Source organism: Paraburkholderia sp. SECH4 (assembly GCF_030511745.1).
GTDB lineage: Bacteria > Pseudomonadota > Gammaproteobacteria > Burkholderiales > Burkholderiaceae > Paraburkholderia > Paraburkholderia madseniana.
Map to the genome: position 1 here is coordinate 19,904 of NZ_JALOCP010000028.1, position 26,711 is coordinate 46,614.

Annotated in this window: 25 protein-coding genes; 15 read left to right on the forward strand and 10 right to left on the reverse strand. The window is 62.7% G+C overall.

Features of this window, described 5'->3' with window-relative positions; translation table 11 throughout:
- The first annotated feature begins 4 nt into the window (after window positions 1–4).
- Window positions 5–1,351, forward strand: coding sequence for an ATP-dependent protease ATPase subunit HslU (gene hslU / locus M0D67_RS29725; RefSeq protein WP_154559686.1), 1,347 nt, complete (start codon window positions 5–7; stop codon window positions 1,349–1,351).
- A 172-nt stretch (window positions 1,352–1,523) separates the two neighbouring features.
- Here hslU and M0D67_RS29730 read toward each other — a convergent pair whose 3' ends face one another.
- Both M0D67_RS29730 and M0D67_RS29735 read right to left on the reverse strand, forming a co-directional pair.
- On the reverse strand, window positions 1,524–2,066 hold the full coding sequence (locus M0D67_RS29730) for a response regulator transcription factor (protein WP_028197735.1): 543 nt from the start codon (window positions 2,064–2,066) through the stop codon (window positions 1,524–1,526).
- Complete coding sequence (locus M0D67_RS29735) at window positions 2,063–3,373, reverse strand: ATP-binding protein (RefSeq protein WP_266240705.1); 1,311 nt, start codon at window positions 3,371–3,373, stop codon at window positions 2,063–2,065. The genes M0D67_RS29730 and M0D67_RS29735 overlap by 4 nt, the downstream gene beginning before the upstream one ends.
- 128 nt (window positions 3,374–3,501) lie before the next feature.
- Between M0D67_RS29735 and M0D67_RS29740 the strand changes: the two genes are divergently transcribed.
- Window positions 3,502–5,139, forward strand: coding sequence for a hypothetical protein (locus M0D67_RS29740; RefSeq protein ID WP_266240706.1), 1,638 nt, complete (start codon window positions 3,502–3,504; stop codon window positions 5,137–5,139).
- A gap of 42 nt (window positions 5,140–5,181) precedes the next feature.
- Here the strand turns inward: M0D67_RS29740 and M0D67_RS29745 are convergent, their stop codons facing one another.
- A complete protein-coding gene (locus M0D67_RS29745) occupies window positions 5,182–5,406 on the reverse strand; it encodes a cysteine-rich CWC family protein (RefSeq protein ID WP_266240707.1) in 225 nt (74 codons plus the stop codon).
- A gap of 265 nt (window positions 5,407–5,671) precedes the next feature.
- Here M0D67_RS29745 and argB point away from each other — a divergent pair, with 265 nt between their 5' ends.
- The 7 genes from argB to M0D67_RS29780 all read left to right on the forward strand — a co-directional run bounded on the left by argB (window position 5,672) and on the right by M0D67_RS29780 (window position 13,011).
- The gene (gene argB / locus M0D67_RS29750; protein ID WP_063494482.1) at window positions 5,672–6,571 is read left to right on the forward strand and encodes an acetylglutamate kinase; all 900 of its coding nucleotides are present in this window, start codon (window positions 5,672–5,674) and stop codon (window positions 6,569–6,571) included.
- Between the two features lie 209 nt (window positions 6,572–6,780).
- Window positions 6,781–7,533 (forward strand): pyrimidine 5'-nucleotidase, encoded by a 753-nt coding sequence (locus tag M0D67_RS29755; protein ID WP_266240708.1) that lies wholly within the window; start codon window positions 6,781–6,783, stop codon window positions 7,531–7,533.
- 17 nt (window positions 7,534–7,550) lie between these two features.
- Window positions 7,551–8,249: a nucleoid occlusion factor SlmA gene (gene slmA / locus M0D67_RS29760; RefSeq protein ID WP_171925212.1), complete on the forward strand. Its 699-nt coding sequence runs from the start codon at window positions 7,551–7,553 to the stop codon at window positions 8,247–8,249.
- A gap of 301 nt (window positions 8,250–8,550) precedes the next feature.
- A complete protein-coding gene (locus tag M0D67_RS29765) occupies window positions 8,551–9,696 on the forward strand; it encodes a homoserine O-acetyltransferase (RefSeq protein ID WP_171925213.1) in 1,146 nt (381 codons plus the stop codon).
- The gene (metW, locus tag M0D67_RS29770; RefSeq protein WP_054037137.1) at window positions 9,693–10,301 is read left to right on the forward strand and encodes a methionine biosynthesis protein MetW; all 609 of its coding nucleotides are present in this window, start codon (window positions 9,693–9,695) and stop codon (window positions 10,299–10,301) included. Before M0D67_RS29765 ends, metW begins: the two co-directional genes overlap by 4 nt.
- Before the next feature lie 14 nt (window positions 10,302–10,315).
- Window positions 10,316–11,710 carry an AmpG family muropeptide MFS transporter gene (locus M0D67_RS29775; RefSeq protein WP_171925214.1) on the forward strand — a complete coding sequence of 465 codons (1,395 nt, stop codon included), beginning with the start codon at window positions 10,316–10,318 and terminating at the stop codon, window positions 11,708–11,710.
- Window positions 11,711–11,760: 50 nt separating this feature from the next.
- Window positions 11,761–13,011: a M48 family metallopeptidase gene (locus M0D67_RS29780; RefSeq protein ID WP_171925215.1), complete on the forward strand. Its 1,251-nt coding sequence runs from the start codon at window positions 11,761–11,763 to the stop codon at window positions 13,009–13,011.
- A 66-nt stretch (window positions 13,012–13,077) separates the two neighbouring features.
- Here the strand turns inward: M0D67_RS29780 and M0D67_RS29785 are convergent, their stop codons facing one another.
- The 5 genes from M0D67_RS29785 to gatC form a co-directional block, all read right to left on the reverse strand.
- A complete protein-coding gene (locus M0D67_RS29785; protein WP_154559679.1) occupies window positions 13,078–13,857 on the reverse strand; it encodes an exodeoxyribonuclease III in 780 nt (259 codons plus the stop codon).
- A gap of 54 nt (window positions 13,858–13,911) precedes the next feature.
- Complete coding sequence (locus tag M0D67_RS29790) at window positions 13,912–14,751, reverse strand: PPK2 family polyphosphate kinase (RefSeq protein ID WP_171925217.1); 840 nt, start codon at window positions 14,749–14,751, stop codon at window positions 13,912–13,914.
- A 121-nt stretch (window positions 14,752–14,872) separates the two neighbouring features.
- On the reverse strand, window positions 14,873–16,348 hold the full coding sequence (gene gatB, locus M0D67_RS29795) for an Asp-tRNA(Asn)/Glu-tRNA(Gln) amidotransferase subunit GatB (RefSeq protein ID WP_266240709.1): 1,476 nt from the start codon (window positions 16,346–16,348) through the stop codon (window positions 14,873–14,875).
- 5 nt (window positions 16,349–16,353) lie between these two features.
- Window positions 16,354–17,841, reverse strand: coding sequence for an Asp-tRNA(Asn)/Glu-tRNA(Gln) amidotransferase subunit GatA (gene gatA, locus M0D67_RS29800; RefSeq protein WP_266240710.1), 1,488 nt, complete (start codon window positions 17,839–17,841; stop codon window positions 16,354–16,356).
- A 43-nt stretch (window positions 17,842–17,884) separates the two neighbouring features.
- Window positions 17,885–18,184 (reverse strand): Asp-tRNA(Asn)/Glu-tRNA(Gln) amidotransferase subunit GatC, encoded by a 300-nt coding sequence (gatC, locus tag M0D67_RS29805; RefSeq protein ID WP_171925220.1) that lies wholly within the window; start codon window positions 18,182–18,184, stop codon window positions 17,885–17,887.
- On the opposite strand from gatC, the gene M0D67_RS29810 reads away from it, so the two are divergent.
- From M0D67_RS29810 to rodA, 6 genes are all read left to right on the forward strand, one after another.
- Window positions 18,183–18,332 carry a hypothetical protein gene (locus tag M0D67_RS29810; protein WP_167378381.1) on the forward strand — a complete coding sequence of 50 codons (150 nt, stop codon included), beginning with the start codon at window positions 18,183–18,185 and terminating at the stop codon, window positions 18,330–18,332. The two genes, gatC and M0D67_RS29810, sit on opposite strands and share 2 nt — an antisense overlap.
- A 232-nt stretch (window positions 18,333–18,564) precedes the next feature.
- Window positions 18,565–19,608 (forward strand): rod shape-determining protein, encoded by a 1,044-nt coding sequence (locus tag M0D67_RS29815; RefSeq protein ID WP_004189550.1) that lies wholly within the window; start codon window positions 18,565–18,567, stop codon window positions 19,606–19,608.
- A gap of 153 nt (window positions 19,609–19,761) precedes the next feature.
- On the forward strand, window positions 19,762–20,862 hold the full coding sequence (gene mreC, locus M0D67_RS29820; RefSeq protein WP_171925221.1) for a rod shape-determining protein MreC: 1,101 nt from the start codon (window positions 19,762–19,764) through the stop codon (window positions 20,860–20,862).
- Window positions 20,859–21,371 (forward strand): rod shape-determining protein MreD, encoded by a 513-nt coding sequence (gene mreD, locus M0D67_RS29825; RefSeq protein ID WP_054037125.1) that lies wholly within the window; start codon window positions 20,859–20,861, stop codon window positions 21,369–21,371. Before mreC ends, mreD begins: the two co-directional genes overlap by 4 nt.
- A 141-nt stretch (window positions 21,372–21,512) precedes the next feature.
- Window positions 21,513–23,888: a penicillin-binding protein 2 gene (mrdA, locus tag M0D67_RS29830; RefSeq protein WP_266240711.1), complete on the forward strand. Its 2,376-nt coding sequence runs from the start codon at window positions 21,513–21,515 to the stop codon at window positions 23,886–23,888.
- A 10-nt stretch (window positions 23,889–23,898) separates the two neighbouring features.
- Window positions 23,899–25,047, forward strand: coding sequence for a rod shape-determining protein RodA (rodA, locus tag M0D67_RS29835; RefSeq protein WP_054037121.1), 1,149 nt, complete (start codon window positions 23,899–23,901; stop codon window positions 25,045–25,047).
- Window positions 25,048–25,222: 175 nt separating this feature from the next.
- Here rodA and M0D67_RS29840 read toward each other — a convergent pair whose 3' ends face one another.
- On the reverse strand, window positions 25,223–25,873 hold the full coding sequence (locus tag M0D67_RS29840) for a tetratricopeptide repeat protein (protein ID WP_266240756.1): 651 nt from the start codon (window positions 25,871–25,873) through the stop codon (window positions 25,223–25,225).
- Between the two features lie 50 nt (window positions 25,874–25,923).
- Window positions 25,924–26,706, reverse strand: a complete 783-nt coding sequence (locus tag M0D67_RS29845) for an HpcH/HpaI aldolase/citrate lyase family protein (protein WP_171925224.1) — start codon at window positions 26,704–26,706, stop codon at window positions 25,924–25,926.
- Between the last annotated feature and the right edge of the window lie 5 nt (window positions 26,707–26,711).

Sequence of the window (26,711 nt, forward strand, 5' to 3'; positions counted from 1 at the left end):
CACGATGAGCACTATGACCCCTGCCGAGATCGTCTCAGAACTCGACAAACACATCATCGGCCAAGGCCGCGCGAAGAAAGCGGTTGCCGTGGCGCTGCGCAACCGCTGGCGCCGTCAGCAGGTTGAAGACCCGCTGCGTCAGGAAATCACGCCGAAGAACATTTTGATGATCGGACCGACTGGCGTCGGTAAAACCGAAATCGCGCGACGTCTGGCGAAACTGGCCGACGCACCGTTCATCAAGATCGAAGCCACCAAATTCACCGAAGTCGGTTACGTAGGCCGCGACGTCGACAGCATCGTGCGCGATCTGATGGAGATCTCAATCAAGCAGACGCGCGAAACGGAAATGCGCAAAGTGCGGACCAAGGCTGAAGATCAGGCTGAAGATCGCATTCTGGACATTCTGTTGCCGAGCGCCCGCCCGGTCGGTTTCGGTGCGAGTTCGAGCGCGGCGGATACCGCCGACGAAGGCAGCACCACGCGCCAGACCTTCCGCAAGCGCCTGCGCGAAGGTCTGCTCGACGATAAGGAAATCGAACTCGACGTCGAACAACCGCAAGTCGGCATGGACATCATGGGGCCGCCGGGCATGGAAGACATGACCGAGCAGATCCGTTCGATGTTCGCGAACATCGGCGGCGGCAAGAAAACGCGCCGCAAGCTGAAGGTGAAGGAAGCGCTGAAGGTCCTCACCGACGAAGAAGCCGGCAAGATGCTCAACGACGAAGAGGTGAAAGCCAAAGCGGTGCAGAACGTCGAGCAGAACGGTATCGTGTTCCTCGACGAAATCGACAAGATCGCATCGCGCAATGAAGCAGGCGGTGGCGAAGTGTCGCGTCAGGGCGTGCAGCGCGATCTGCTGCCGCTCGTCGAAGGCACCACGATCAACACCAAGTACGGCATGGTGAAGACCGACCACATTCTGTTCATCGCGAGTGGCGCGTTTCATCTGGCCAAGCCGAGCGATCTGATTCCGGAACTGCAAGGCCGCTTCCCGATTCGGGTCGAACTGGATTCGCTGTCGGTGGGCGATTTCGAATCGATTCTGGTGTCGACCGACGCGAGCCTCGTGAAGCAATACCAGGCATTGCTGGCCACCGAAGACGTGCACCTCGAATTCGCCGACGACGGCATTCGCCGCATGGCCGAAATCGCGTACTCGGTCAACGAGAAGACCGAAAACATCGGCGCACGCCGTCTGTATACGGTGATCGAAAAACTGCTTGAAGATGTCTCGTTCGCAGCCGGCAATCATTCGGGCAAGACGGTGCAGATCGACGCAGCGTATGTCGATCGCGCGCTGAACGAAGTGGCGGAAGATGAGGATCTGTCGCGCTACGTGCTGTGATGCTGATGTAGACGTCGATGCCGATGCTGGCGTCGATGTCGATACTAACGCCGCGTTAAAGCCGCTCGCCTCGCACGCAGCCGATCATGTGTGAGGCGTAAAAAAACGGGCTGTCTTGTGAAAGACAGCCCGTTTTGTTTTCCGGCCCGCAAAGGCGAGCACGCCTCCGCACTTACTGCTTGACCGGCCGCTTCGCCAATTTCCGCTGCAGCGTTCGACGATGCATGTTCAACGCGCGCGCAGTAGCCGAAATATTGCCGCCGTGCTCCGCGAGCACACGTTGAATGTGCTCCCACTCCAGGCGCGCAACCGACAACGGCGTGGGATGTTCAATCGCCTCTTCGGCTTGCAGCGCGCTCGCTTCGCTTTGCAGCGCCGACAAGATCGTCTCCACATTGGCGGGCTTCGCCAGGTAGTTGTCGGCGCCGTCTTTCACAGCCTGCACCGCCGTGGCGATGCTGGCATAACCGGTCAACACCAGCATGCGCGCGTCAGGCTGCAAATCACGCAAGGGAGCGACGAGCGTGAGACCGGAATCATTACCCAGATGCAGGTCTACCGTGATCTGGCTGAACTTCTGCTGGTTCGCCAACTTGATCGCCTCATCCGCGTTGTGCGCTTCGGCCACCGTATAACCGCGCCGCGTCAAACCGCGCGCGAGGATGCCGGAGAACACCTCATCGTCGTCGATCACCAGAAAATTCATATCGCTCATGCCTGTTTCTCCGTGTTGGATGGCGTAGTGCCTTGACGGCCCGCACCTGATAATTTGCGCGCCGCAAGCGGCAGTCTCAACACTGCGCGCGTACCACGCGGCTTGATCTCACTGACATCGGCCAGCTCGATCGATCCCTTCAGACGTGCCGCCGCTGAAAACGCCAGATACAGGCCCACGCCGTGTCCACCCTGTGTGCTGTCGACCGGCATCGTGCCGAGCGACCCGCGCAACGCGGCCGGAATACCAGGGCCTGCGTCGCATACTTCGAATGCGATCTGGTCGCCGCGCGCCGCGAGCGTGCACGACAGCGTGACGTGATCGCGGCTCGCACGCGCGGCGTTGTCGAGCAGAATCGTAAGAATCTGACTGACGGCAACCGTATCGTCAAGACTGACACCCTCAGGCGGCACGCCGATCCGTTCGAACATCACATGCGGATGACGCAAGCGCCATTGTTCGCCAAACGACTCGAGCCATTCGCTGACCGTTTGCCGGTTGGTCGCGGTCGATGCACGGCTGCGCAGCCGTGCAAGCGCCGAAGTACACAGCGTCATTTGCTGCTCGAGCAGATCCAGGTCGGCGCTGTATGGCGCGAGCCCCTTGTCGGTTCGCGCGGCGTCGCGCAATTCTTCGGACAACATCGCAATTGTAGACAGCGGCGTGCCGATTTCGTGCGCGACAGTGGCGGCCTGCACACCGAGCGCGACGGCCCGTTCATCGTGAAGCAAACGCTGCTGCGCATCTCCGAGCGCTGCGTCACGTAGTCGCAGAGCGCGCGACATGCGTGCGACGAACCACGCAATCAGGCCAACGCTGACCATGAAGTTCACCCACATGCCGGCGCGAAAGTAGTCGAACAGGTTCGCCGGGTTGTCGAGATTGAGCGGTACGGAATCGAAGCCAAGCACGGCGTAGCAGGCCACGGCGAACGCGGCGAGCCACGCCATCAGATGCCATGGCAACACGGCGGCAGCAATGGCGAGCGATGGCAGGTACAGCGAAACGAATGGATTGGTAGTGCCACCGGAAAGAAACAGCAGCGCCGACAACGCGCCGAGATCGACCCAGATCTGGCCGAACAGTTCGAGATTGGACTCGGGCCGCTGCTGCGAGACACGCCACCATGTGAGGCCATTGAAGATCACTTCGAGAGCGATCACGAGCAACATCGCGGGCAACGGCAAGTGCACGCCGAAGAAGGTCTGCACAAACGCAATCGTCACCAGTTGGCCAATGATGGCGAGGCTGCGCAGCCAGAACAGATGACCGAGGTTGACGCGGCCGGTGTTAGTTATACGATGCATGACTTTAGTTTAACTGTTCGGACTAGTCTGACTTACCTCACGGCCTTGCGTCGGTAACATGGAATTTTGCGACAGCGTTGTGCGAGCCGGTTGCTCATCATCCGTTCTCGCGCCACCCAAACTCATCCATGCTGCCAATCTCTGATTGCGAGATCCCTGCCTCATCAGCTTTCCTGACTTTCCTGCGACATGCCGCCGCAGCCCGGCAAAACGGCACCGCAGAAGCAGAGGCCAGATGGCTCGATGCCGCTGCACAACGCCACCCGCTCGACGACGAGTCCATCGATTCGCTCGTCATCACTTTGCTCGCAGAACATCGTCACGACGACGCGATCGAACTCGCCGCCATTATTGCCCAACTCGATCCCCACCGCGCGCTTGCACACTTCCGTTTCGGCTACGTGCTGCAAATGGCAAACCGGCATAGCGAGGCAATCGCGCCCTATCGTCGCGCACTCGCCATCGATCCGAAACTGCCGCGGCTGCGCAACAATCTCGCTGGCGCCCTCGCGCTCACTGGCGGCGACCTCAACGAGCAACTCGCACTACTGGAAAGTGCAGTTCATGACGAACCCGGCAACGGCGACGCATGGACCAATCTCACTCAGGCGAGCCGCGCCAATTTGAATCTCCTGCGCGCGCTCGAATCCGGCGCAAAAGCCGTGCAATGCGCGCCGCATAGCCCGCTGGCGCACAACAACTATGCGCTGGCGCTGCGTGAAGCGCAACGCTGGGACGAAGCGGAGCACGCCGAAAGAACCGCCTGCGCGTTAGCGCCCAACGACGCCGCTATGCGCTCCAATCTCAGCATGCTGCAGCTCATGCGCGGCGATTACGCGCACGGCTGGCAAACCCACGAAGCGCGTTGGGATGGCTCGTTGGAATTGGGCGGCAACCGTCCGGCAATGCCGGCGCCGACCTGGCGAGGTGAACCGCTCGCTGGGAGAACGCTGCTGGTGTGGGGCGAACAGGGCATGGGCGACGTCTTGCAGTTCAGCCGCTATATCCCACTGCTGGCCGAGCGCGTTCATCGCGAGGGTGGCCGTCTCGTCTGGAATTCATTTCCGCAGATGGGTGCGTTGCTCGCCCGCAGCCTCGGCGATCATGTGGACGATTTTTCGGCCGGCGGTGGCGTCGAATCTTTACCGCCGTTCGACTACGAAATCCCGTTACTCAGCCTGCCTTTGATATTCGACACGCGCGAGGAGACGATCCCCGCTGCGACTCCGTATTTGCGTGCGGACGCTGCAGCGCGTGCGTCGTGGCAACAGAGACTTGCCGGCGAAACAAGGCTCAAAGTCGGGCTGGCATGGACCGGCAGCCTTGGCCATCAGCGCAACCCATTCCGACGGGTAGGTTGGGAGCGCTATGCAAAACATTTCGGCGGCATGCAGGGCGTGGCGTTCTATTCGCTGCAGCCGGGTGCCGGGGCGGATGTCGCGGCCGCCCGGGCGGCGGGCCTGCCAATGTCGGACCACACCGCCGAATTCTCCAACTTCGACGACACAGCCGCATTTGTCAGCGCGCTCGATCTCGTCATCACGGTTTGCACGTCCGTGGCGCATCTGAGCGGCGCGCTCGGCCGGCGCACATGGGTGCTGCTCGACGTCAATCCGCATTGGGTCTGGCTGCTCGACCGGCCCGACAGCCCGTGGTATCCGAGTGCGATGCTCTACAGGCAGCCGCAGTTCAGCCAATGGGATCCGGCGCTGGAAGCTGTTGCACGTGATCTGAGCGCGCTTGCGGCCCGGCACCACGCGGCATAGGCCGCCATGGACTGCAAAGCGGCCATCAGGGCCGCGCCGCGTTCAAACTGAACCGGCTCCCGGCCTCGGCTGCACGGCTCGCGCAATCTCCGCCGCAAGGCATTCAGGACACAGGCAGCGGCCGGACGGATCTAGCCGGTCTGCCGGCAGGGCCGGCATCTCACGGCACCAGCAGTCGAATGGCACCCCATGCATGGCGCAATCGAATGCATGACCGCAGCGCGGGCAAAGCGCGCTGCTTGCGGAGCGGGAAGCTGACGGTTTCATGAGGGGCCGGATGATCTCGCTTCAGCCTGGATCAGGAAATGATGCCACGACTCGCGCGCCGCCGTGAGTCGGCCGTTCGGCCAATTCACAGGCAGTTCTGAACGGCGGTAAGCTTGATTGTCGCTCGCCGCTTCGGGCCGCTCATTGCGCAGTGCGCAAAGCCGGCGCCGCCCGTCACCGGCGCCGCTATCGAAAACCCTGTTGCAGCGCGCCAGTCCTGTACAATTCGCCGTGTTTTAACTGTTCCGTGCCTGAGCCTGCCGCCATGTCCGAGATCCCTGACCTTTCGCAGATCGCGCCCACCCTGAAGGCTGAAATCCTGGCCGAGGCGCTGCCTTACATTCGCCAGTATCACGGTAAGACCGTGGTCATCAAATACGGCGGCAACGCCATGACCGAGGAACGACTCAAGCAAGGCTTCGCGCGCGACGTCATTCTGCTGAAACTGGTCGGTATCAATCCGGTCATCGTGCACGGCGGCGGTCCGCAAATCGACCAGGCGCTGAAAAAAATCGGCAAGCAGGGCACGTTCATTCAGGGCATGCGCGTCACCGACGAAGAGACGATGGAAGTCGTCGAATGGGTGCTCGGCGGCGAAGTGCAGCAGGACATCGTCACGCTGATCAACCATTTCGGCGGCCACGCGGTCGGCCTGACGGGTAAAGACGGCGGCCTGATCCACGCGCGCAAGATGCAGATGCCGGATCGCGACAATCCGGGCCAGTACGTGGATATCGGCCAGGTCGGCGAAGTCGAGGCAATCAATCCCGCGGTCGTGAAAGCGCTGCAGGACGACGCCTTCATTCCGGTGATCTCGCCGATCGGCTTCGGTGAAGACGGCCTGTCGTACAACATCAATGCGGATCTGGTCGCGGGCAAACTGGCGGTTGTGCTGAACGCCGAAAAGCTGGTCATCATGACCAACATCCCGGGCGTGATGGATAAGGAAGGCAATCTGCTGACCGATCTGTCGGCGCGCGAAATCGACGGCCTGTTCGCAGACGGCACGATCTCCGGCGGCATGCTGCCGAAAATCTCGTCGGCGCTGGATGCGGCGAAGAGCGGCGTACGTTCGGTACACATCATCGACGGCCGCATCGAGCACTCGGTGCTGCTGGAAATTCTCACCGAACAGCCGTTCGGCACGATGATCCGCTCGCATTGATTCCTGCCTCAAACCCGGCCCACACGGTATGCCAATCAGGCGTGCCATGTGGGCCGTGCAGTTGCACTGCCGCTGCTTCAAGCGATACACAACGCGCCGCCCTCTGGCGCAAAAACGCTCTCCCTTCTTTTATCGCCTTCCGCATCGCGAAGCGTCGTCCGCGTTTGCTGCGTGAAGCGACTGTCCGCGCCTGAACGGCGTCCTCCATCATGCGCACCCCCACTTCCCGACGCCGTCGTCCGCACATCGCAGGCGGCAGTCCGGTCTGGCTGTTCGATCTCGACAACACGCTGCATCACGCCTCGCACGCGATCTTTCCGGCGATCAATCAGGGCATGACGCAGTACATCATCGACTCGCTGGGAGTCGACATCGACGAAGCCAACCGTCTGCGCACCGGTTACACGCAACGCTACGGCGCGGCGCTGCTCGGTCTGGCACGCCATCATCCGCTCGACCCGAACGACTTCCTGAAAGTCGTCCACACGTTTCCCGATCTCGGCTCGATGATCCGTCACGAACGCGGCGTCGCGCGCCTCGTCGCATCGCTGCCCGGCCGCAAGATCGTGCTGACCAATGCCCCCGAGGCCTATGCGCGCGCGGTACTCTCGGAACTGCGCATCGAGCGTCTGTTCGAACAGGTGATTGCGATCGAACATATGCGCGATCGCCGCCACTGGCGCGCCAAACCCGACCATTCGATGCTGCGAAAGGCGATGCACGACGCGCACGTCTCGCTCAAAGACGTGATCCTCGTGGAAGACACGCGCTCGCATCTGAAGAACTACCGGCGGCTCGGCATCCGCACCGTGTGGATCACCGGCCATCTGCCGCGCAAGCCGCACGCGGACGGCGTGCCGACGCGTCTGCCGGGCACCGGTCGGCCGCACTATGTCGATCGATGCATTCGTTCGTTAAAATCGCTACGACTGGGCAGCCGCTCGGTTCGTTTGAAGAGATAGCAGACGGGGCGACAGCCATGCAGCCGATCGACAAGCCGGACGAAGCCGTAGCCGAACACGAACCCGCGCCGTCGGGCGCCCCGCGTGCGCCGCGCCTGAAGCCGGGCGAGCGCCGCGTGCATATCCTGCAGACGCTTGCCGCGATGCTGGAGGCGCCGAAGAGCGAAAAGATCACCACGGCGGCGCTCGCCGCCCGGCTCGGCGTCTCGGAAGCGGCGCTATACCGCCATTTCGCCAGCAAGGCGCAAATGTTCGAAGGACTCATCGAGTTCATCGAGCAGACCATCTTCGGCCTGATCAACCAGATCGCCGACAAGGAAAGCAACGGCGTGCTGCAAGCCCGCGCGATCGCCCTGATGCTGCTCAACTTCCCCGCGAAGAATCCCGGCATGACGCGCGTGCTGACCTGCGAGGCGCTGGTCGGCGAGCACGAACGGCTGACCGAGCGGGTCAATCAGATGCTGGAACGAGTCGAGGCGTCGTTGAAGCAGTGTTTGCGGCTGGCCCAGATGGAGGCAAACGCAAGCACGGCGGAAAACGCCGGCTTGAGCGCCAATGCACACGCTGCCCCGCTGCCCGCCGGCTACGATCCCGCGATCCGCGCGAGCCTGCTGCTGAGCTACATCATCGGCCGCTGGCATCGGTATGTACGCAGCGGCTTTGCGCGGCCGCCCGCCGAACACGCCGACGCGCAACTGCTGCTGATTCTTCAGTAGTCAGCGCGGCAGGCGCAGCGGCAAGGCGCCGCCCGCGACGCTGCCGCGTGAAATTTTCCGCTATACTTTGCGCCTGACTGCGGCTCGCCGAACTACCTGAGACCGCTGTCCGAAGCACCCTGAACACCTATTACGCGCCGATTTGCTGACTCGATTGCGGGCGCGCGAGCCAGCGGGAACATACGATCCCGCGGTTCACTATAAATGCGGCTAAAGAGGTCGTCAGCCGCGCACACAGTTTCTCCTCCGTGCTTCGCCGACGCCAATCTAGCCGCCCTGTATTTGTTAAATGGCGGAATGAATGGAATCGATCGGTATCGTCGCTCCCCAAAAAATGCATTTCACCGAGCCGCTGCTGCTGCAGAACGGCAGCTCGCTGGCCGGTTACGACCTGATGGTCGAGACCTACGGCACGCTCAACGCCGCGCGTAGCAATGCCGTGCTGGTATGCCACGCGCTCAACGCGTCGCACCACGTGGCGGGCGTGTACGCCGACAATCTGAAGGACATCGGCTGGTGGGACAACATGGTTGGCCCGGGCAAGCCGCTCGACACCAACAGGTTCTTCGTGATCGGCGTGAACAACCTGGGTTCGTGCTTCGGCTCGACCGGGCCGATGAGCCTCGATCCGGCGACCGGCAATCCGTACGGCGCGACCTTTCCAGTCGTCACGGTTGAAGACTGGGTGAACGCCCAGGCGCGCGTCGCCGATGAGTTCGGCATCACGCGTTTCGCGGCGGTCATGGGCGGCAGCCTCGGCGGCATGCAGGCGCTCGCGTGGAGCATGATGTATCCGGAGCGCGTGGGCCATTGCATCGTGGTCGCATCCACACCGAAGCTCTCCGCGCAGAACATCGCATTCAACGAGGTAGCACGCTCGGCGATCCTGTCGGACCCCGACTTCCACGGCGGCAACTACTACGCGCACAACGTGAAGCCGAAGCGGGGCTTGCGCGTCGCGCGCATGATCGGCCACATCACGTATCTGTCGGACGACGACATGGCCGAGAAATTCGGCCGCTCGTTGCGCCGCGCGGAAGGCGCGGTGGACGCGTACAACTTCAACTTCGACGTGGAATTCGAAGTGGAGTCGTACCTGCGCTACCAAGGCGACAAGTTCGCCGACTACTTCGACGCGAACACGTACCTGCTGATCACCCGCGCGCTCGACTATTTCGATCCCGCCAAGGCCTTCGACGGCGATCTGACCGCCGCCGTCGCGCACACCACGGCGAAGTACCTGATCGCCAGTTTCTCGACCGACTGGCGTTTCGCGCCGGCCCGCTCGCGCGAACTGGTGAAGGCGCTGCTCGACCACAAGCGCACGGTGACGTACGCGGAAATCGACGCGCCGCACGGCCACGACGCCTTCCTGCTCGACGACGCGCGCTATCACAACCTGATGCGCGCCTATTACGAACGTATTGCGAACGAGGTGAACGCATGAACCAGCGAGCACTCGATTATCTGGCGCTGCGCCCGGACTTCCGCGCGATCGCCCGTTGGGTTGAACCGCGCGCCACCGTGCTCGATCTGGGTTGCGGCGACGGCTCACTGCTGTCGCTCCTGACCGAAGAACTGGACGTGCAGGGCTACGGCATCGAAATCAACGACGCCGGCGTGCTGGCGTCGACGCAGAACGGCGTCAACGTGATCCAGCAGAATCTGGAAGACGGCCTGCGCCTGTTCGAGGACGGCAGCTTCGATTTTGCGGTTCTGTCGCAGACGCTGCAAACCATTCATCAGACGGCCGCGATCCTGCGCGAGACGGTGCGGGTGGGCAAGGAATGCATCGTCTCGTTCCCGAATTTCGGCTACTGGGCGCATCGGCTGTCCGTGCTGCAGGGCCGCATGCCGGTGTCGAAGTCGCTGCCTTTCCAGTGGCACAACACGCCGAACGTGCGGGTGCTGACGATCAAGGATTTCGAGGCGCTGGCGCCGGAAGTCGGCATCGAGATCCTCGACCGCGTGGTGCTGCACGAAGGCCAGGTGGTGCGATGGGGCGTGAACTGGCGTGGTAGTCTTGCGGTCTATCGCGTCAAGAAAAGCTAACGCCACTTATCCACATGTCGAACCCGCCGCACGAGGCGCCTGCACTTACCGCTCACGAAGAACATCCCGGCTGGCGCGCGTTCCTGAATACGCGCATGCTGATCTGCGTCTTTCTCGGCTTTACGTCGGGACTGCCGCTGTTCACGCTCGTCTATCTGGTGCAGGCGTGGCTACGCTCCGAAGGCGTCAATCTGAAGGAAATCGGCCTTTTTGCGCTGATCCAGTTCCCGTACACCTGGAAATTCATCTGGGCGCCCCTGATGGACCGCTACGTGCCGCGTTTTCCGGGCTGGCGTCCGGGCAGACGGCGCGGCTGGATGCTGGTCACGCAGATTCTGGTGGCAGGTGCGATTGCCACGCTCGGTTTCGTGTCGCCGAAGGATTCGATCTGGACGGTAGCGGCTTTGACGGCGCTGGTCGCGTTGTTCGGCGCGAGCCAGGACATTGTGATCGACGCCTACCGGCGTGAGTTGCTGAGCGACACGCAGCAGGGTCTCGGCAATGCGGTGCATGTGAACGCGTACAAGATTGCCGCACTGGTGCCGGGTTCGCTGGCGCTGATTCTGTCTGACCATCTGCCGTGGACCACCGTTTTCATCGTCACCGCCGCCTTCATGCTGCCCGGCATGATCATGACGCTGGTGGTGCGCGAGCCTGAGATACACGGCGCGCCGCCGAAAAACCTGCGTGATGCGATCGTGCTGCCGTTCCGCGAATTTATCCAGCGCGACGGTTGGCGCGGCGCGCTCTTTGTACTGGCGTTCATCTTTCTGTACAAACTCGGCGACACGATGGCCACCACGCTATCGACGTCATTCTTTCTCGACATCGGTTTCTCGCGCACGCAAATCGGCGTGATCGCCAAGACTACCGCGTTCGGCGCGAGTCTCGCGGGTGGGATCGTCGGCGGGATCTGGCTGATGCGTATTGGCATCGGCCGTGGACTGTGGATTTTTGGCGTCCTGCAGATGGTGTCGACGCTCGGCTTCGCGTGGCTCGCGCATATTGGCCCAACCTCGCCTGGATTGGCTGTCGTCTATGACATCGCGGTTGGGCTGAGCCAGGGTACGACGAAACTGCTTTCGGTGTTCGGCATCGACTGGACCGTCCAACTCGATCCGCGCTCGGTGGCGCTCGCGCTCGTCTACGGCCTTGAAACCTTTGCGACCGGCCTGACGATGTCTGCCTTCGTCGCCTATATCGCCAGCACCACTGATCCGCGCTACACGGCCACGCAGTTCGCACTTTTCACGAGTTTGGCTTCCGTGCCGCGCACGTTGGCATCGGCGGCAAGCGGCTATGTGGTCGCAAAGATCGGCTGGTTCGACTATTTCATTGTGTGTACCGCGCTGGGGCTGCCCGGCATGCTGCTTCTGCTGCGCATCGCGCCCTGGAGAACCCGGTCGTGACGGTGCGTCAGTCAAAGCGCGGGGCGCGCCCGGTTTCGGACACCTTCGGGATGTCTTCGCTGAAGGCCGGACGCGCGGGGCGGCGTGCGGTGCTGGCGCTCGGTTGTGCGAGCCTGATGACGTTGGCGGCGCCGTTGAGCGCCTACGCGACAGCGATGCCTGCGGTCGGCTCCAGTGCAACAGCGGCGGCCACCACCACACCGGCTCCGGCAGCGGCGCCGACGCCGGCACCGGCGGCGAAATCGGCACCGAACACTTCAAATCCCGAAAACGCGACACCGGCTGCGGCCGGCGCGACCAGCGCCACGAACGCCGGCAGCGCACCTGCAGCCGCCACGCCGCCCGCTTCAACACAGGCGCCACCGACGCCAGTAACGGCTAAAACGCCGGCCGCCACCTCGACGCCGGCTACGGCCGCAAAAGCGCCTGCCGCAACGTCGTCGCCCGCCGCAGCCGCCAACACCCCCACGCCGCCGACTTACAGTGCGCCGAACACGCAGTTGCGCTACGGCGGCTACCTCGTGTTTCGCAACCTGATCCCGTCACCGATGCTCGAGGCGCAAGCGGCCGAAGAGTTCAGCCAGATCACGTACGGCGCGGAGCACGCAAACCGCCTGTACGGCGATACCGACGCCCACGTCGCGCGCGTGCGTTCGATCGTCGACAAGATGATTCCCTACTCGTTGAAATGGAACGAGCGGGCCAAGGGCTGGAAGTGGGATGTGGCGGTGGTGCGCTCGCCCGATATCCGCATGTACTGCCTGCCGGGCGGCAAGATCGTGGTGTATAGCGGCCTACTCGACCGCACGCGTTTGAACGACAACGAACTCGGCATGCTGATCGGTCACGAGATCGCGCACGCACTGCGCGAACATGCACGTGAGCGGCTCGGCGAACTGCAGTCGAGCCAGCTCGACTCGTCCGGCACGATCCCGCAGCTCTTCGGGCTCGCCGATCTGGGTGCCGCGCCGCTCGGCATCGGTTCGCGCTTGCTGGAGATGAAGTACGAGGGCACCGACGAAACCGAGGCCGATGTGATCGGCAGCGATATCGCCTCGCGCGCCGGCTTCGATCCGCGCGCGGCGGTCACGCTGTGGGACAAGCTGGCCACGGCGACTCGCAGCAATCGCGAGCAGGGCTATATCTACGTGCACCCGTACACGCCGGCGCGGCGTCAGGACATCATTAAGCGTTTGCCGGATATGTTGCCGCTCTATGCGAAGGCAATCGGCAAGACCGTCGATGCGCTGCCGGACTATGCCGGCATGGGCCGCCCGCGCCGCAAACCGGTCAGCGAGTGAGTTGCGCGAGCCGCAGCGCTTGGCTTGCGGCTTGCGCAGTTCCCTTGCGGCTCGGGCCGGCCGTGCTTACTTCTTGACCTTGTGATCGTAGTCGACCGTCAGCGGCGCATGGTCGCTGAACTTGATATCGCGGAACACGTCGGTGCGTTTCGCCTTGCCGGCGATGCCCTGCGTCGCGATCTGGTAATCGATCCGCCACCCCACGTTCTTCGCATACGCCTGACCGCGATTGCTCCACCACGTGTATTGCTCGGGCCGTTGATCGAGCGTGCGAAATACGTCGACGTAACCCACTTCGTCAAACAGCTTGGTGAGCCACTCGCGCTCTTCCGGCAGGCAGCCTGAATTCTTCTGGTTGCTCTTCCAGTTCTTGATGTCGATCTCTTTGTGGACGATGTTCACGTCGCCGCACACGATCACTTCCCGTTCCTGGGCCAATTCCGCGAGGTGCGGCATGAACTCGTCCATGAAGCGGAACTTGGCCTGCTGGCGATCTTCACCGCTCGATCCCGACGGTACATACACAGAAATCACCGAAAGTTTGCCGAAGCGCAATTCGACATAGCGCCCTTCCGGATCGAATTCTTCGCTGCCGAATCCGATCACCACTTCATCCGGTTCATGGCGCGTGTACACGCCCGCGCCGCTATAACCCTTCTTCACCGCATGCTGGAAATAGCCGGTGTAATCGTGCGGCGCCATGAATTCGGGCGTCATGTCGTCTTGAGAACATTTGATTTCCTGCACGCACAGCACGTCGGCTTTCTGTTCGCCGAACCAGTCGAAAAAACCCTTCTTCGCCGCTGAGCGGATGCCGTTCAGGTTGGCGGTAATCACACGCAACATGTCGTTTCCTTTATGTTCAATTCGTTTCTGGAGCACATGACCGAAGGCGCAGGGTCATTCGACCTTGATGCCCTTCAGCGATTCCTTGGCAGGCGGATATTCGAGCTTTAATGCTTCGAACGTGCGTAGCAACAACTCGGCGACCATCACATTGCGATGGGTCTTCGAGTCTGCCGGGACCACGTACCACGGTGCGTATTCGGTCGACGTCACGGCCAGCGTATCGTGGTACACCGCCTGATATTTGTCCCACTGCTTGCGGGCTTCGAGATCGGAGACGTCGAATTTCCAGTGCTTGCTCGGATCGTCGATGCGCGCTTGCAAACGCTCACGCTGCTCATCTTTAGAAATATGCAGCATGCACTTGACGATGGCCGTACCGCTGTCGGCCAGCAGCTTTTCGAACTGGCGAATGTGGCCACAGCGCTGCTCAAATGCTTCGGCGTCCAGATTGCCGAGCACGGTCGGCACCAGCAGATCTTCGTAGTGGCTACGGTTGAAGATGGTCAACTCACCGGCAGCGGGCGCCTGCGCATGCACGCGCCAGAGAAAATCGTGCGCCAGCTCCACAGGCGTAGGCGCCTTGAACGGCACGATGCGCAAACCAAGCGGATCGACCTCATGAAACACCGCGCGGATCGTGCCGTCCTTGCCGCTCGTGTCCATGCCTTGCAACACCAGCAATACCCGGCGTTTCTGCTGCGCGTGCAGGCACTCCTGCTGCGTGTCGAGGATCGCGCCGATCTCCGACAAGCGCACCCGGTCGGCATCTTTCGAACCGCTCGAAAAAGGCTTCGCGGCCGGGTCGAAAGCGTCGAGTGAGAATTTGCTGCTCTTCTTGCCGTCGTCGAAATACGGTACGCGGAAATCGTCGAGTTCGGGTTGCTTCGCCATTCACACTCCGTGATCTGCGTTAAAACATTGCCCGCAAAATGAAACGGGCCGTTGCCCCACTTTCGTTTCCGGCAACAGCCCGTGATGACCGGCGCACTCGCACCGGTCACATGACTTCAACTCAGGACAGCTTCTTCTTCAGCAGTTCGTTCACCTGCGCCGGATTGGCCTTGCCCTTGGTCGCTTTCATCGCCTGACCGATCAGCGCGTTGAACGCTTTTTCCTTGCCGGCGCGGAATTCCTCAACCGACTTCTGGTTCGCGGCGAGCACTTCGTCGATGATCGCTTCCAGCGCGCCGGTATCCGAAATCTGCTTCAAACCCTTCGCTTCGATGATGCGATCGGCAGCGGCTTCGTCGGTGGCCTTCTCTTCCCAGATCGCGAGGAAAATTTCCTTGGCGATCTTGTTCGAGATCGTGCCGTCGGCGATACGTTGCAGCAACAACGAAAGTTGCGCGAACGAAACCGGGCTGTCAGCGATGTCCAGGCCTTCGCGATTCAGTTGCGACGACACCTCGCCCATCAGCCAGTTCGCCGCGACCTTCGCGTTCGACGGACCGACCTTGAGGACGACCGCTTCGTAGTAGGCAGCCATGGCCTTGCTCGACGTCAGCACGTTAGCGTCGTACGGCGTCAGGCCGTATTGCGTGACGAAGCGCTGTTGAATCGCAACCGGCAGTTCCGGCATTTCGCCCTTCACGCGGTCGACCCACGCCGCGTCGATCACCAGCGGCATCAGATCGGGATCCGGGAAATAGCGGTAGTCGTGCGCGTCTTCCTTGCTGCGCATCGACCGCGTTTCGCGCTTGTCCGGATCGTACAGACGCGTTTCCTGCACCACCGTGCCGCCGTCTTCGATCAATTCGATCTGACGGCGCACTTCGTACTGGATCGCTTCTTCGAGGAAGCGGAACGAGTTCAGGTTCTTGATCTCGGCACGCGTGCCGAATTCCGCCTGACCGACCGGCCGCACCGACACGTTCGCGTCGCAACGGAACGAGCCTTCCTGCATGTTGCCGTCGCAGATGCCGAGCCATGTGACCAGCGTGTGCAGCGTCTTGGCATACGCGACCGCTTCAGCCGCGCTGCGCATTTCCGGCTCGGTGACGATTTCGAGCAGCGGCGTGCCGGCGCGATTCAGGTCGATGCCGGTCATGCCCGCGAAGTCTTCGTGCAGCGACTTGCCCGCGTCTTCTTCGAGGTGAGCGCGCGTCAGGTTGACGACCTTCTCGTACGCTTCCTTGCCCGCCTTTTCGTTAGCCGGGACCTGGATCGTCACCTGGCCGCCCTGCACGACGGGGATTTCGTATTGGCTGATCTGATAGCCCTTCGGCAGATCGGGGTAAAAGTAATTCTTGCGCGCGAAAATGCTGCGCGGCGCGATCGCCGAGCCGATCGCGAGACCGAACTGAATCGCACGCTCCACGGCGCCGCGGTTCATCACCGGCAGCGTGCCCGGCAATGCCAGATCAACGGGGCTGGCCTGCGTGTTCGGCGCAGCGCCGAATTGCGTGGCGGTGCCCGAGAAAATCTTCGATTGGGTCGACAGTTGCGCGTGGGTCTCCAGACCGATCACGACTTCCCATTGCTTGGCCATGGTGCTCACACTCCTGCCGGTGCTTTACGGTGCCAGTCGGTCGCGCGCTGGAACGCGTCGGCCACTTGCAGCATCCGGGCTTCATTGAAATAGTTGCCGATGATCTGCAGACCCACCGGGCGCTGCGCATTCGCGCCCGCGCCGAAGCCACACGGCACGCTCATGCCCGGCAGACCGGCGAGGCTCACCGACAGCGTGTAGATGTCGGCCAGATACATCTGCACCGGATCGTCGCCCTTCGCGCCGAGGTCCCACGCTACCGACGGCGCCACCGGGCCCATGATCACGTCGCACTGCTTGAACGCTTCCTGGAAGTCCTGCGCGATGATGCGGCGGATCTTTTGCGCCTGCAGGTAGTACGCGTCGTAATAGCCGTGCGACAGCACGTACGCACCCACCAGAATGCGGCGCTTCACTTCCGGACCGAAGCCTTCCGCACGCGACTTCTTGTACATGTCGAGCAGATCGCGGTATTCCGCCGCGCGATGACCAAAGCGCACGCCGTCGAACCGCGACAGGTTCGACGAAGCTTCCGCCGGCGCGATCACGTAGTACACCGGGATCGACAGTTCAGTTTTCGGCAGCGAGACTTCCACCAGCGTGGCGCCCAAAGCTTCGTATTGCTTCAATGCAGCGTCGATCGATGCGCGCACGTCGTCGGCAAGGCCAGCGCCGAAATACTCTTTCGGCAGGCCGATGCGCAGGCCGGCAAGCGGTTTGTCCGCACCGTCTTCCTTCCACGTCTTGCCGATGTAGCGCGTGAAGTCTTCGTCTTCGCGCGTGAGGCTGGTCGAATCGCGCTCGTCGAAACCGGCCATGGCATTGAGCAGCGTGGCGCAATCCGCGGCCGTTTGGGCCATCGGACCGCCCTGATCCAGCGACGATGCGAACGCGATCATCCCGTAACGCGATACGCGGCCATACGTCGGCTTGATGCCGGTGATGCCCGAGAACGACGCCGGCTGACGAATCGAGCCGCCGGTATCCGTGCCGGTGGCAGCGGGCGCGAGGCGCGCCGCCACAGCAGCAGCCGAACCGCCCGACGAACCGCCCGGCACAGCCAGACGATCCCACGGATTCTTCACGGGGCCAAAATACGAATTCTCGTTGGACGAGCCCATCGCGAACTCGTCCATGTTGGTTTTGCCCACGCACACCATGCCGGCGTTCTGCAGACGCGCGACCACCGTCGCGTCGAACGGGCTTTCGTAGTTCGACAGCATCTTCGAACCGGCCGTGGAGCGCCAGCCCTTGGTGACGAACACGTCCTTGTGGGCGATCGGCAGGCCGACCAGCGGGCCGGCGTGGCCGGTGTGAAGCAGCGCGTCGGCCGCTTTCGCCTGCGCGAGCGTCAGGTCGGCGTCGACCTGAATGAAGGCGTTCAGGCTGTTGGCCGCGTCGATCCGCTTCAGATAGAGCTGCGCCAGTTCGACTGCGGAGCATTCCTTGGCTGCCAGTGCGGCGCGCAGTTCGGTCAAGCTTTTTTCATGCATTGCGTTTTATCCTGGGCTTGATTCGCGAGTCTTGGTCGATCACTTACTCGATCACCTTCGGCACGAGGTACAGGCCGTCCTGAACGGCCGGCGCCGGGCGCTGGAAGGCTTCACGGTCGACCGTTTCGGTCACCGCGTCGTTACGCAGACGCAGCGCGACGTCTTCGATCTGCTCGATCGGATGGGCAAGCGGGGCGATGCCGGTGGTATCGACCGCCTGCATTTGCTCGACGAGGCCAAAGAAATCATTGAGCTGGGCAAGCGTGTGCTCAGCGTCGGCATCAGCCAGTTCGAGCCGCGCGAGGTGCGCGATGCGTTTAACATCGGTCAGGGTCAGAGCCATGCAGTCACCGGAAAATGTGGTGGACCGCCGCAGCGCGGGAAAAACGATGCTGCGACAGCGGGTTACGACACTGGAGGAAGACCTCGAAAAAGGGGCCAGCGGCGGCAAAAAGTGCCGTCCGTTTCCTTCAAAACATCCAAAATTATAAGGTATCATTACGCGTTCGACCCAAACCCGGACCGACTTACCAAGGCCTTTCTGAACAATTCCCAAAGATAGTTCGGATTTTTCTGACTGGGCCTTGCACCGGCCTCCGGTAGACTCCCTCGCAGCTTCAAGTTCCTGTGGCGCCGCTTCCGCCCGGTTGAAGCTGTTATTTTTTCCGCTGCCGCCCTGCGCAACCGTCGCGAGGGTTGGCCCCAAGCGAGACAGGATTTTGAATGTTCGGTTTTCTGCGCAGCTACTTCTCCAACGACCTGGCGATTGACCTTGGCACTGCCAACACGCTCATTTACATGCGTGGCAAGGGTATCGTTCTTGATGAACCGTCGGTGGTCTCGATCCGCCAGGAAGGCGGTCCCAACGGTAAGAAAACCATTCAGGCAGTCGGCAAGGAAGCCAAGCAGATGCTTGGCAAGGTGCCGGGCAACATCGAGGCGATCCGCCCGATGAAAGACGGCGTGATCGCCGACTTCACCGTCACCGAACAGATGATCAAGCAGTTCATCAAAACTGCTCACGAATCGCGCATGTTCTCGCCGTCGCCGCGCATCATCATCTGCGTGCCGTGCGGTTCGACCCAGGTCGAGCGTCGCGCCATTAAAGAAGCCGCTCACGGTGCGGGCGCTTCGCAGGTTTACCTCATTGAAGAACCCATGGCAGCGGCAATCGGCGCGGGCCTGCCGGTGTCGGAAGCAACCGGCTCGATGGTCGTCGATATCGGCGGCGGCACGACCGAAGTCGGCGTGATCTCGCTCGGCGGCATCGTGTACAAGGGTTCGGTCCGCGTAGGCGGCGACAAATTCGACGAAGCCATCGTCAACTACATCCGTCGCAACTACGGCATGCTGATCGGCGAACAAACCGCCGAAGCCATCAAGAAAGAAATCGGCTCCGCGTTCCCGGGTTCCGAAGTCAAGGAAATGGAAGTGAAGGGCCGCAATCTGTCGGAAGGCATTCCGCGCAGCTTCACGATCTCCAGCAACGAAATCCTCGAAGCCCTCACCGATCCGCTGAACCAGATCGTGTCGTCGGTGAAGATCGCGCTCGAACAAACGCCGCCGGAACTGGGCGCCGACATCGCCGAGCGCGGCATGATGCTCACCGGCGGTGGCGCACTGCTGCGCGATCTGGACCGCCTGCTCGCCGAAGAAACCGGCCTGCCGGTGCTCGTTGCCGAAGACCCGCTGACCTGTGTTGTGCGCGGCTCGGGCATGGCGCTCGAACGCATGGACAAGCTCGGCAGCATCTTCTCGTACGAGTAAGCGAGCCCGTCTCCATGTCAGTAGCGCGGATCTGGCAAACGGCCCCTTGCGGGCCGGTTTGCCGTTGGCTGGGCCTGCCAGCCTCCGCGCGCTGAACGCGCGTCCCTCGCGCGCCGCCGTCTCACCCAACCGCTCACGCCCCCGGCGCCGACCATGGAATACAGTCCGCCGCCCCTGTTCAAGCAAGGCCCGTCCGCCCTCGCACGGCTGGTGTTTTTCGTCGTGCTGGCGCTCGCCCTGCTGATCTCCGATGCACGCTTCAGAACGCTCGAAATCGTTCGCGGCGTGCTCGGCGCGGGTCTTTATCCGTTGCAACGCGCAGCCCTCGTGCCGCGCGACGTGTTCATGGGCGCAGCCGACCTGGCCGTGACCAGCGCCACGTTGCGCAGCGAGAACGACAAACTGCGCACCAAAGATCTTCAGCTCTCGCAACAAGCCAATACGGCCGCCGAACTGGCCGCCGAAAACACGCATTTGCGCGCGCTGCTGCAACTCTCGCAGCGCTCGACCACGCAATCGCTGCCGGCTGAAATCCAGTACGACACGCGCGACCCGTTCACGCAGAAGGTCGTGATTGGCCGCGGCGCCCAGCAAGGCGTCCAGAACGGTTCGCCGGTCGTCAACGAAGACGGCGTGATAGGTCAGGTGACACGCGTGTTCCCGCTGCAAGCCGAAGTGACGCTGCTCACCGACAAGGATCAGGCCGTGCCCGTGCAGATCGTGCGCACCGGCTTGCGCAGCGTGATTTACGGCACGCCGAAGGGCGATACGCTAGATCTGCGCTTCGTGCCGATCAGCGCCGATGTGCAAACCGGCGACGAACTCGTGACCAGCGGGCTCGACGGCGTTTATCCGCCGGGGCTGCCGGTCGCGAAAGTCGTGCGGGTCGACAAACAGGCCGATACGGCGTTCGCGCGCGTGATCTGCTTGCCGGTGGCGCCTGTGCGCGGCGCACGTCAGTTGCTCGTGCTGCACTATCTGAACAACGTGCCGCCGCGTCCGGCGGAAGAGCCCGATGCGGCCGCGACCGCCAAGGACGCGAAAGCGAAGAAGGGCGGCAAGCCAGCGGACAACAAGGCCGCAACGGATAAATCCGCTGCCAAGCCTGCCGAAAAGCCCGCCGTCGCCGCTGCCAAGCCCGCTGAAAAGCCGTCGGCCAAAGCCACGGCCGCTGAGAAGAAAACCGCCACCGAAAAGAAACCGGCCGCTGACAAGAGCGCGAAGCCGCAAGCCACGCCGGGGGCCCAGCCATGAACCGTCCGCAATACATCCTGCAGCCGGTCAATCCGTACTTCATCTCGTTCAGCCTCGCCGCGGCGTTCCTGCTGAACCTGATGCCGTGGGGGCGCCTCGCCGGTGTGCCGGACTTCGTAGCGCTCGTGCTGCTGTTCTGGAACGTGCACCAGCCGCGCAAAGTCGGTATGGGCATCGCGTTCTTTCTCGGCTTGTTGATGGACGTACACAACGCCAGCCTGCTCGGTGAGCACGCGCTGGCGTATACGTTGTTGTCGTATGGCGCGATTACGATCCATCGCCGGGTGCTGTGGATGTCGCTCGGCGTGCAGACTTTCGCGGTGATGCCGCTGCTGGTCGTCGCGCAACTGGTGCCGTTCGTGATCCGTCTGCTGACCGGCGCTGCGTTTCCGGGCTGGAGTTACCTGATCGACGGTTTCGTCGAAGCTGCGCTGTGGCCGGTCGCCAGCATGCTGCTGCTGATGCCGCAGCGTCGCCCGGCCGATCCGGACGATACGCGGCCGATTTAATCACGCATCGAGCCCGCCGGCCGTTCCGATGAAATCCACGCTCCCGGCCCGCTCGACGCGCATCGCTGTTCATGCCTCCCGGTTCCGGCCGGTTTGGGCGCACACTCATGATGGCCGCCACGCGGCCTTTTGCAGAATCGCATGACCGAATTCAAGGACACTCAGCAACAGCTCTCGAAGTTCCGCCTGCGCGTCGCGGCGGCGGGCGTGTTCGTGTTCGTTTGCTTCGGGCTGATCGGTTTCCGTTTCCTGGTCCTGCAGGTCTGGCACTACAGCAAGTACTCGCTGCAAGCCGACGAGAACCGCATCTCGGTCGCACCGATCGTGCCGAACCGGGGCATCATCACCGACCGTAACGGCGTGGTGCTGGCCAAGAACTACTCGGCTTACACGCTCGAAATCACCCCGTCGAAGCTGAACGACACGCTCGAAAACGTAATCGACAACCTGGCCACCGTGGTCTCGATCGACGCACGCGACCGGCGCCGCTTCAAGAAGCTGCAGGAAGACTCGAAGAACTTTGAGAGCCTGCCGATCCGCACCCGCCTCACCGACGACGAAGTCGCGCGCTTCACCGCGCAACGCTTCCGCTTTCCGGGTGTGGAAGTGCGCGCGCGCCTGTTCCGCCAATATCCGCTCGGGCCCACCGCGGCACACGTGATCGGCTATATCGGGCGAATTTCGCAGCGCGATCAGGACCGCATCGACGACGCCAGCGATCAGAACGACAGCGATCCGGATCACTACGATCCGCGCCTCGACGCGAACAACTACAAGGGCACCGACTACATCGGCAAGATCGGCGTCGAGCAGAGCTACGAGACGGAACTGCACGGCCAGACCGGTTTTGAGGAAGTCGAAGTCACCGCCGGTGGCCGGCCTGTACGCACGCTGTCGCGCACCCAGGCAACGCCGGGCAACAACCTCGAACTGTCGATCGACATCGGCCTGCAGCAGGTCGCCGAGCAAGCCTTCGCGGGCCGCCGCGGGGCACTGGTCGCGATCGAACCGGCAACCGGCGATGTGCTCGCGTTCGTCTCGGCGCCGAGCTTCGATCCGAATTCGTTTGTCGACGGCATCGATCAGCAGACCTGGGACGAGCTCAACAACTCGCCGGACCATCCGCTGCTGAACCGTCCGCTGCACGGCACCTACCCGCCGGGCTCGACCTACAAGCCGTTCATGGCGCTCGCCGCGCTGACGCTGCATAAGCGCACGCCGGGCTGGGGCTTCCAGGATCCGGGCTCGTACACATTCGGCGGCCATACCTTCCGCAACGACGTGCGCTCGGGCCAGGGCTGGGTCGACATGAACCGCGCGATCGTGGTGTCGAACGACACGTATTTCTACATGCTCGCACACGATCTCGGCGTCAACGCGATCGCCGGCTTCATGAAGCCGTGGGGCTTCGGCCAGATCACCGGCATCGACATTTCAGGCGAAGCGCGCGGCATCCTGCCGTCGACGGACTGGAAGCGCAAGGCGTACCGCAAGCCCGAGCAGCAGCGCTGGTATGAAGGCGAAACGATCAGTCTGGGCATCGGCCAAGGCTATAACTCGTTCACCATTCTCCAACTCGCCCACGCCACGGCCACGCTCGCGAACAACGGCGTCGTGATGAAGCCGCACCTCGTGCGCGACATCGAAAATCCGATCACCAAAGATACGCGCCCGGTCGTGCGCGATCCGAGCGACAAGATCGCGGTGAAGCAATCGGACATCGACATCATCAAGCGCGCGATGGAAGGCGTCGTGACCAACGGTACGGCGTCGAAGCTGTTCATCGGCGCACCCTATCTGGCCGCCGGCAAGACCGGTACGGCGCAGGTCTACTCGCTGCAAGGCGCGAACTACAAGGGCCACGCAATCGCCGAGCATCTGCGCGACCACGCGCTCTTCATCGCGTTCGCGCCGGCCGAGCAACCGAAGATCGCACTCGCGCTGATCGTCGAAAACGGCGGCTGGGGCGCGGAAGCGGCCGGTCCGATCGCACGTCGTGTGCTCGATTACTACCTGGTCGGCAAGAACAAGCCAGGCGCTGAAGCGGCGGCTGTCGCAGCAGCGGCCTCGGCGACGGAGGATGCGTCCGCACCAGAAGTGGGTGACGCACCGACGCCGCAGGACGCGGCGCAGCCGGTCAAGATCGCGGCGGGCTTCACGGCATTGCCGATGCCGGGTGCCGCTTCGGCCGCGGCGGCAGCTTCTGCAGCGGCGGCGGCTTCGGCTTCGGCTTCGGCTGCTGCATCGGCTTCGGCTGCTGCATCGGCATCGGCGCCTTCGGCTGCGACATCGCCGGCTAAGGCGACTGCTTCCGCATCCGGTGCAACCAGCGCGTCGGCGGCCGTCGCTGCATCCGCGTCCGCCGCTGCAAAGATTCCGGCGCCGCGTAAATCCGGCGTCCCGCACAAACCCCGCCCGAGCAGCGAGTCGGTACCGACTGCCGCCGCCCCGTCGCGGGATGACAGCATTCAGCCTACGTCGCCACGCCAGCCGGTTTCCGGCGGCATCGACGAGTAAGGAGAAAGGCATGCAATTCGACAAGCGCGCCTGGCTCGACCGCATCAAGCGGATGTTCGTGGGCTTCGACCGTCCGCTCGCCCTGATCGTGTTTCTGCTGCTGTGCGTCGGCATCATCACGCTTTACAGCGCGACGCTGGACATGCCCGGCCGCGTGGAAGACCAACTGCGCAACATCATGCTGACGTTCGTGCTGATGTGGGCGCTGGCCAATGTGCCGCCCACCACACTGATGCGCTTCGCGGTTCCGCTTTATACGTTCGGGATCGCGTTACTGGTGGCCGTGGCGCTGTTCGGCCTCACGCGCAAGGGCGCGAAGCGCTGGATCAACGTCGGCGTGGTGATCCAGCCATCGGAAATTCTGAAGATCGCCACGCCGCTGATGCTCGCCTGGTACTACCAGCGCCGCGAAGGCGTGATGCGCTGGTACGACTTTCTGGTCGGCTTCCTGATCCTGATCGTGCCGGTCGGTTTGATCGCCAAGCAGCCTGACCTGGGCACCGCCGTGCTGGTGTTCGCGGCCGGCCTCTTCGTGATTTACTTCGCGGGGCTGAGTTTCAAGCTGATCGTGCCGGTGCTGATTGCCGGCGTGATCGCGGTCGGCTCGATCGCGGCGTTCCAGGACAAGATCTGTCAGCCGGAAGTGCAGTGGCCGCTGATGCACGATTATCAGAAGCACCGTATCTGTACGCTGCTGGATCCGACGTCCGATCCGCTTGGCAAGGGTTTCCACACGATCCAGGCGGTGATTGCAATCGGCTCGGGCGGCCCGCTCGGCAAGGGCTGGCTGAAGGGTACCCAGGCGCACTTGGAGTTCATCCCCGAGAAGCACACTGACTTCATCTTCGCGGTGTTTTCCGAGGAGTTCGGGCTGGCGGGCGGGATCGTGCTGCTCACGCTTTATATGCTGCTGATCGCGCGCGGTTTGTATATCGCCGCCAATGGGGCGACGCTGTTTGGGCGGCTGCTGGCCGGATCGCTGACGATGGCGTTCTTCACCTATGCGTTCGTCAACATCGGTATGGTGAGCGGGATCTTGCCGGTGGTGGGCGTGCCCTTGCCGTTCATGAGTTACGGCGGCACTGCGCTGACTACGCTGGGGGTCGCGATCGGGCTCATCATGAGCGTCGCGCGGCAGAAGCGGTTGATGCAGAGTTAGAGCGGGGCTGGGCGTAGGTCCCAAAGGTCCCAAGGTGCAGACTGCGCAGCCGAAGGCAGCAAAACCGAGGGATGCCGAGCCAAATGAGGCAAAGTCGAAGCAGACCACAACAGGCCCGATAAAGAAAAGGGGCGCACCGTCAGGAGCGCCCCTTTTTCATTCAATGCGGTCTCATCTACTGCGGTTTCACTTCTTTCTGATCCCGCAATTGCGCGCTCAGTTGCTGATACTTGAGCTTGGCCGCCGGATCGCCCTGTGCCGCCGCTGCCGCGTAGTACGCACGCGCCACGTTCAGGTTCTTGTCCACGCCGTCGCCGCCACGTTCGTAGAACGAGCCGGTCACGTACTGCGCGGTCATGTCGCCGCCTTGCGCGGCCTTCTTGTACCAGACAAACGCCTGCTGGTTATCGCGAGTCGTGCCACGGCCATCGAGAAACTGGTTGGCCAACGCGAGTTCCGCCTGCACGTGCCCCTGCTGCGCGGCCTTCAGGAACCACCGGTGCGCTTCGACCGGATCACGCCCGACGAACTCGCCGTCGTCGTACATCTTGCCGTACACGTACTGCGCGTGCGACATGTTGGCGTCGGCGGCTTTGCGCAGCCACTTCTTGCCTTCGTCGACATTGGCCGTGGTGCCTTCACCGTTGAGCAACATCATCGCGTAGTTGAACTCGGCCAGCCGGCTGCCATGCTCCGCCGCTTTACGGAACTCAGCAAGCGCCGCGCCCATATTGCCGGCGTTGTAATCGGCGACCGCGGTTTGCGTCTCCGGATCGCTCGACTTCGCGACGCGATTGTCCTGCGCAAACGCCGTCACATTCGCCATCAACGCCGCGGTAACCGCCAGACGCACCACGACGCACTGCACCATCCCCTTCATGTCCTCACCTCCTGCAACGCCTGGCGGGTCGCGCGCAACATCCACATGACGTCGGCGGCCAGAGCGATAAAACGAAAACCCGCATCGCGGTGCTGCTTTGCACTCGCGACATCCATAGCAAAAATTCCTGCGGCGATGCCGGCCTTATCGGCGGCGCTGACAATGCGCGCCATCGCCGCCTGCACGTCGGCATGCTTCGAATCGCCGAGGTGGCCGAGGCTCGCGGCGAGATCGGCCGGTCCGACGAACAGGCAATCGACGCCCGGCGTAGCCGCGATCTTCTCCACCTCCTGCAGGCCGCGCGCCGACTCGATCTGCACGATGGTCGCGATCTGCGCGTTGGCGGATTGCACGTAGTCGCGCCGCATGCCGTACGCAGCCGCCCGCACCGCGCCGGCCACACCGCGCTGACCGTCGAGTGCATCGGCGGTCGGATACTGCGTCAGACGCACGGCCTGTGCCGCCTCTTCCGCGGTTTCGATATTCGGGAACATCAGCGTGCGGGCGCCGGCGTCGAGCACGCGCTTGACGAGCCACGCCTCGCTGGCAGGCACGCGTACAACGGGCTCGCTCGGCAGATGCGCCGCGGCGATCGCGCGCAATTGCGACGTAACGTCACCGCTATCGTTCGGTGCATGCTCCATGTCGATCAGCAACCAGTCGAAACCGGCGTGCGCGAGCGCCTCGGCGGCAGAATCGCTACCGAGCGAAAGCCATAGCCCGAACTGCGTATCGGCTTCTTTCAGACGTTGCTTGAGGGGATTCGTGAAGGTGCTCATTGCCG

Bases quoted from the DNA above. Each gene is read 5' to 3' on its own strand.
- M0D67_RS29790 (WP_171925217.1), bottom strand. From the start codon at position 14,751: ATGGCGAAGCAACCCGAACTCGACGATTTCCGCGTACCGTATTTCGAC.
- argB (WP_063494482.1), top strand. From the start codon at position 5,672: ATGTCCGAGATCCCTGACCTTTCGCAGATCGCGCCCACCCTGAAGGCT.
- M0D67_RS29780 (WP_171925215.1), top strand. From the start codon at position 11,761: ATGTCTTCGCTGAAGGCCGGACGCGCGGGGCGGCGTGCGGTGCTGGCG.
- M0D67_RS29740 (WP_266240706.1), top strand. From the start codon at position 3,502: ATGCTGCCAATCTCTGATTGCGAGATCCCTGCCTCATCAGCTTTCCTG.
- M0D67_RS29735 (WP_266240705.1), bottom strand. From the start codon at position 3,373: ATGCATCGTATAACTAACACCGGCCGCGTCAACCTCGGTCATCTGTTC.
- M0D67_RS29745 (WP_266240707.1), bottom strand. From the start codon at position 5,406: ATGAAACCGTCAGCTTCCCGCTCCGCAAGCAGCGCGCTTTGCCCGCGC.
- M0D67_RS29810 (WP_167378381.1), top strand. From the start codon at position 18,183: ATGCAGTCACCGGAAAATGTGGTGGACCGCCGCAGCGCGGGAAAAACG.
- M0D67_RS29785 (WP_154559679.1), bottom strand. From the start codon at position 13,857: ATGTTGCGTGTGATTACCGCCAACCTGAACGGCATCCGCTCAGCGGCG.
- gatC (WP_171925220.1), bottom strand. From the start codon at position 18,184: ATGGCTCTGACCCTGACCGATGTTAAACGCATCGCGCACCTCGCGCGG.
- M0D67_RS29840 (WP_266240756.1), bottom strand. From the start codon at position 25,873: ATGGCGAATGTGACGGCGTTTGCGCAGGACAATCGCGTCGCGAAGTCG.
- M0D67_RS29765 (WP_171925213.1), top strand. From the start codon at position 8,551: ATGGAATCGATCGGTATCGTCGCTCCCCAAAAAATGCATTTCACCGAG.
- rodA (WP_054037121.1), top strand. From the start codon at position 23,899: ATGCAATTCGACAAGCGCGCCTGGCTCGACCGCATCAAGCGGATGTTC.
- metW (WP_054037137.1), top strand. From the start codon at position 9,693: ATGAACCAGCGAGCACTCGATTATCTGGCGCTGCGCCCGGACTTCCGC.
- M0D67_RS29845 (WP_171925224.1), bottom strand. From the start codon at position 26,706: ATGAGCACCTTCACGAATCCCCTCAAGCAACGTCTGAAAGAAGCCGAT.
- M0D67_RS29755 (WP_266240708.1), top strand. From the start codon at position 6,781: ATGCGCACCCCCACTTCCCGACGCCGTCGTCCGCACATCGCAGGCGGC.
- gatA (WP_266240710.1), bottom strand. From the start codon at position 17,841: ATGCATGAAAAAAGCTTGACCGAACTGCGCGCCGCACTGGCAGCCAAG.
- slmA (WP_171925212.1), top strand. From the start codon at position 7,551: ATGCAGCCGATCGACAAGCCGGACGAAGCCGTAGCCGAACACGAACCC.
- M0D67_RS29815 (WP_004189550.1), top strand. From the start codon at position 18,565: ATGTTCGGTTTTCTGCGCAGCTACTTCTCCAACGACCTGGCGATTGAC.
- mrdA (WP_266240711.1), top strand. From the start codon at position 21,513: ATGACCGAATTCAAGGACACTCAGCAACAGCTCTCGAAGTTCCGCCTG.
- M0D67_RS29730 (WP_028197735.1), bottom strand. From the start codon at position 2,066: ATGAGCGATATGAATTTTCTGGTGATCGACGACGATGAGGTGTTCTCC.
- mreD (WP_054037125.1), top strand. From the start codon at position 20,859: ATGAACCGTCCGCAATACATCCTGCAGCCGGTCAATCCGTACTTCATC.
- gatB (WP_266240709.1), bottom strand. From the start codon at position 16,348: ATGGCCAAGCAATGGGAAGTCGTGATCGGTCTGGAGACCCACGCGCAA.
- hslU (WP_154559686.1), top strand. From the start codon at position 5: ATGAGCACTATGACCCCTGCCGAGATCGTCTCAGAACTCGACAAACAC.
- M0D67_RS29775 (WP_171925214.1), top strand. From the start codon at position 10,316: ATGTCGAACCCGCCGCACGAGGCGCCTGCACTTACCGCTCACGAAGAA.
- mreC (WP_171925221.1), top strand. From the start codon at position 19,762: ATGGAATACAGTCCGCCGCCCCTGTTCAAGCAAGGCCCGTCCGCCCTC.